The following is a 3,924-nucleotide window of genomic DNA, read 5'->3' as shown; positions in this document are numbered from 1 at the left end:
TAATTTCTCTATTTGTAGCTAAGTTAAACTACCAGTTTTTGCTACATCTTTCCTTATTTTCTCATGATAAACTTTTTTCACAGAGACTAGAGAAAAGAGTCTATATAGAAAGTTTAACTACGAGAAAACATTAGAAGCAAAAAGAAAGGATAATCATAGAATTCAAGACATCTGTCTAGATATTCTGTGCGATGTGTTATTTTTAACTGGCGCTGCAGTTTCTATTGCTTTATTTAGCAATCCTGTAGCTCTTTTTGCTACTGCGCCTCTTATTACGTTTGGTTGTGTAGCGATGGTTGGCAACATAACTAACTCCATTTACCGCCAAGTTAAAGACTTTAAAAATCATCTTTCACAATTTTCAAAAGAGGAACAGAAAAAGCTGTACACAGAGATGAAAAAAGAAATAAACTCATCACGTCTTTATAAAGTTATAGCAAAAACTCTACCTGAAACGGTGGTATTAGCAAAACTGCATGCTGATAAGGAGAATAAAGAAAGGCAGAAAGAAGTTCAGCATTTAAAGGAAATGCTGAAAGAATGCAATCGCAAACTAACAGATAGTGATATAGCTGATAAAAATAGCGAAACCACTAAAATGAAAAAAGAAAAACACATTAAACGAAAAAGCTCCAATCCTAAAGTTCCAACACGCCTTTCTTTAGGTAAAAATGTGATTGAAGAAAGAGAAAAAGGGAGCGATACTTCACGGTTTCTCTAGTTTGCTATCTTAGCTGCTATTAACCTCACTGCCTCCACGTAGCACTGATGTTCCTCAGCTAGAATACGTTCTGAGAGGCTTTGAATGTTATCGTTTGGTAACACTGGCACAGCAGCTTGAGCGATTATTGCTCCAGCATCAACTTCAGGAGTGACATAATGTACGGTACAACCTGTGATTTTTACACCTGCTTTCAGAGCTTGCTCTTGAGCATTGAGACCCTTAAAAGATGGAAGTAAAGAGGGATGAATATTTATAACCTTGTCGTGCCATTTACTCAGAAAGTCAGCTTTTAGAATTCTCATAAACCCTGCAAGGCAAACCAGATCAACCTTATGTTGAACGAGTATTTCGTGAATTTTATTAGCATCAAGTGGTTTATTTTCAACAACAAATTCTGAGATTCCTGCTTGCTTTGCTATTTTCAGGCCAGTAGCTTCACCATTATCTGTGATAACGCACACAACTTCTGCAGGAAAATTGCGATCTTGACATGCTTTTATCAATGACTGCATGTTTGACCCCCTACCTGAAATGAGTATTCCGAGCTTTATTTTTTTCATTATAGCACAGTTAGTTTAGTGTGAGATTCAATATTAACAAAACAGCTCAAAAGGAAAACCTATTTTATAGTGAAAAGGGTGCGTACAGCTTTTCCGTTATAAGTGGACCTTCTAATTTTAGATTTCGCTGGACAACATTCAGCTGAAATTAGCTCTGATGTTGAAGCATCTGGGTAAGTATATCAATATAGGTATACATTTTTGTAATCGTGTTATTATTTATTTAACAAAGTATTAGTATAATCTATTCACTGGATTAAACGGAGAAAATTTAATGAGCAAATTACCACACAATGCAAAAATAAGTAAATCTCAGGTTACTCAGTGGGAAGTAATAAAAAATTGTGAATATGCTGATAATTGCCTGTCAAAAATAGTAAATCTATACGTCATTAAAATGGCTCGGCTGTCAGATTTTTATGCGAGTGATGAACCTGAAATCAACACCATCCTGGTAAGAATAAGTGTGACAAGTGAAAATGTATTTTTAAGTAAGGCTGCTGCTATTGAAATTATGGAAGATATTTTTCCACATAAGTTCAACAGTAAGAAGAAAAACAACATATCAAGGTTAGAAGATTTATACAATTATTTATGCTCTGTTGTTGGCAATAGCCTTCCAAAAGAAATGCTTGAAAGCCTAGTAAGAGAATATAAGGATGCTGTTAACTTATTTAAGGCAATTACCTGATTGAACGTAGCGTTTTCAAGACTCTATTCTCTATTTCGGAAACGCCGCTTTCAAGACTTTTATCTATCAAATATATGGTAGACAGGTAAGTTTGCCGTTTTCTTACAACATTGATAGTTAAAGTGCCAGGAGTGATCGTGACTGAATTTGCAAACAATGTGATGCTTTCGTCGTTATGTCCTTTACACTTCTTTAGGATGGTGATTGGCTCAAGTTTAAGCTCGGCCTGTAGCACTTTTTTTGTTACATAAATACTCGATAGAATGACTTGGTATATCAACCACGGTATATAACTTACCAGCAACTTACAAAATGACAATCTACTCCTACCATTTAGGATTTGACTAAAGGTACTTTCAGCATCTATCAATCGTTTAAAGATAAACAATGTGAATATAGAGGAAAATACCCCACAAAAAACAAAAAACGGCTCAAAATAACCAGACAATACAATCCATAGGAAAAACAGTATTATAAAAGACAGAGAAAAAAACTTGATTTTTTGCCTAAGGTTCATGATCTGCAGTATAGCTTAAGTGATTTTTTAAGGAAAGATAATAATGTTCCTACCCCTATAAATTCATATTTAGTGTCTTGAGGAAATGTTCGATAAACTCTGTCAAATTGAGAGGTAGAGAATACTAAACTCTTGACTTTTTTGCCAAAATATGCAACAATTGAACTGGACAAGAGAAAATTATGGAACAAAAAAAACTTGCAGAAATACTTAAAGAAATAAATGCTCTCCCAGATTTGAGTGCGGGTAATGTAATCGAGCAAATAAAGATTAAGCTACAAGAAGACAAAGAAACATACGAAAAGTGGGGAAAGGAAGATGATATTAATTACCGTCTTACCACCGATTGTGACACGTTGTTAGATATCGCTGTTGAAAATGGATGTATAAAAATAGTAGAAGCCTTATTAGCCAAGGGAGCAAACGTTAACAGTGGTATTTACGCTCCTTTACATACTGCCATCATCATAAACAACAAAGAGATGGTAGAGATCCTGATAAAATACAAGGCAGATGTTAACTTAAAAAATAAGTATGATGGATTTACTCCCCTACATCTTGCTGTTGAAGGAGATCATCAGGAGATAGCAGAAATTCTAATTAAGCACAAGGCAAATGTTAATTTAAAAGATGATGATGGACTGACTCCTTTACATCTTGCTGCCAAAGAAGGCCACAAAGAAATGGTAGAAACTTTAATTAAATATAAGGCAAATATTAATTTAAGAGGTAGGAAGGGACGTTCTCCTTTACATTTTGCTGCCAAAGAAGGCGATACAGATATAGTAAAAATACTCATTAAAACAAGGCAGATGTTAACCTAAGAGATGAGAAGAAACGTTCTCCTTTACATCTTGCTGCTAAAAATGGCTATGTAGAGGTAGTAAAAGTCCTGCTAGAAAGCGGAGCAAATCCTTTATTAAAAGACTCGGATGGTAGAACGCCCAGGGGTCTTGCTAAAGATGAAGACATAATACAACTCCTCGAGCAAGCAGAAAAAAAACAACTTATAAAAAATGCAATTGTAAAAGGCATTGTTGTGGGTTTTGTAGTCGCAGCGATAGTTGCTACTGCACTCACATTTGCTACTACTTTATCTATACCAACAATGATTGGGCTAGTTGCAGGATCTGCGCTTATAGCAAGTGCTGTTGTTGGTGCTGGCATATATATGATGTCAAAGCCTAAAACTGAAGTGAAAGTAAATGAGAATGCAGAACAGGTTGCACCTGGGGATATGCCAAAATCACCTGTGTAATTCCGTCATTCCGTTGCTATAGCACTCTTTCTACCTATTCAAAGGGACCATCATTTCTCACCTTGATAAAAAGCCACGCTCTGCCTAGTCTCTGTGAAAAAAGTTTATCATGAGAAAATAAGGAAAGATGTAGCAAAAACTGGTAGTTTAACTTAGCTACAAATAGAGAAACTA

General features: G+C 35.3%; 6 protein-coding genes and 1 pseudogene. 5 read left to right on the top strand and 2 right to left on the bottom strand.

The window, feature by feature from the left end; translation table 11 throughout:
• Positions 1-193 precede the first annotated feature (193 nt).
• A complete protein-coding gene (locus GO685_RS03885; protein WP_175937651.1) occupies positions 194-721 on the top strand; it encodes a hypothetical protein in 528 nt (175 codons plus the stop codon).
• On the opposite strand, the gene purN is transcribed toward GO685_RS03885, so the two are convergent.
• Positions 718-1,284, bottom strand: a complete 567-nt coding sequence (purN, locus tag GO685_RS03880) for a phosphoribosylglycinamide formyltransferase (protein ID WP_175937650.1) — start codon at positions 1,282-1,284, stop codon at positions 718-720. The genes GO685_RS03885 and purN overlap by 4 nt on opposite strands.
• Before the next feature lie 274 nt (positions 1,285-1,558).
• On the opposite strand from purN, the gene GO685_RS03875 reads away from it, so the two are divergent.
• Positions 1,559-1,975: a hypothetical protein gene (locus GO685_RS03875; RefSeq protein ID WP_175937649.1), complete on the top strand. Its 417-nt coding sequence runs from the start codon at positions 1,559-1,561 to the stop codon at positions 1,973-1,975.
• Here GO685_RS03875 and GO685_RS03870 read toward each other — a convergent pair.
• On the bottom strand, positions 1,968-2,492 hold the full coding sequence (locus GO685_RS03870; protein WP_175937648.1) for a Na+/H+ antiporter subunit E: 525 nt from the start codon (positions 2,490-2,492) through the stop codon (positions 1,968-1,970). The two genes, GO685_RS03875 and GO685_RS03870, sit on opposite strands and share 8 nt — an antisense overlap.
• A 182-nt stretch (positions 2,493-2,674) precedes the next feature.
• Between GO685_RS03870 and GO685_RS05625 the strand changes: the two genes are divergently transcribed.
• The 3 genes and pseudogenes from GO685_RS05625 to GO685_RS05805 all read left to right on the top strand — a co-directional run bounded on the left by GO685_RS05625 (position 2,675) and on the right by GO685_RS05805 (position 3,750).
• Positions 2,675-3,316, top strand: coding sequence for an ankyrin repeat domain-containing protein (locus GO685_RS05625; protein WP_246226420.1), 642 nt, complete (start codon positions 2,675-2,677; stop codon positions 3,314-3,316).
• Between the two features lie 23 nt (positions 3,317-3,339).
• Positions 3,340-3,417, top strand: a pseudogene (locus GO685_RS05810) (hypothetical protein); the annotation flags it as partial.
• A gap of 114 nt (positions 3,418-3,531) precedes the next feature.
• Entirely contained in the window at positions 3,532-3,750 is a 219-nt protein-coding gene (locus GO685_RS05805) for a hypothetical protein (protein ID WP_343033215.1), read from the top strand.
• Positions 3,751-3,924 lie beyond the last annotated feature (174 nt).

It is taken from the genome of Wolbachia endosymbiont of Madathamugadia hiepei (assembly GCF_013366855.1).
Classification (GTDB): domain Bacteria; phylum Pseudomonadota; class Alphaproteobacteria; order Rickettsiales; family Anaplasmataceae; genus Wolbachia.
The sequence above is the reverse complement of the archived record's forward strand: the minus strand, read 5'-3'. Positions and strand labels throughout refer to the sequence as shown.

Bases quoted from the DNA above. Each gene is read 5' to 3' on its own strand.
- GO685_RS05625 (WP_246226420.1), top strand. From the start codon at position 2,675: ATGGAACAAAAAAAACTTGCAGAAATACTTAAAGAAATAAATGCTCTC.
- purN (WP_175937650.1), bottom strand. From the start codon at position 1,284: ATGAAAAAAATAAAGCTCGGAATACTCATTTCAGGTAGGGGGTCAAAC.
- GO685_RS03875 (WP_175937649.1), top strand. From the start codon at position 1,559: ATGAGCAAATTACCACACAATGCAAAAATAAGTAAATCTCAGGTTACT.
- GO685_RS03870 (WP_175937648.1), bottom strand. From the start codon at position 2,492: ATGAACCTTAGGCAAAAAATCAAGTTTTTTTCTCTGTCTTTTATAATA.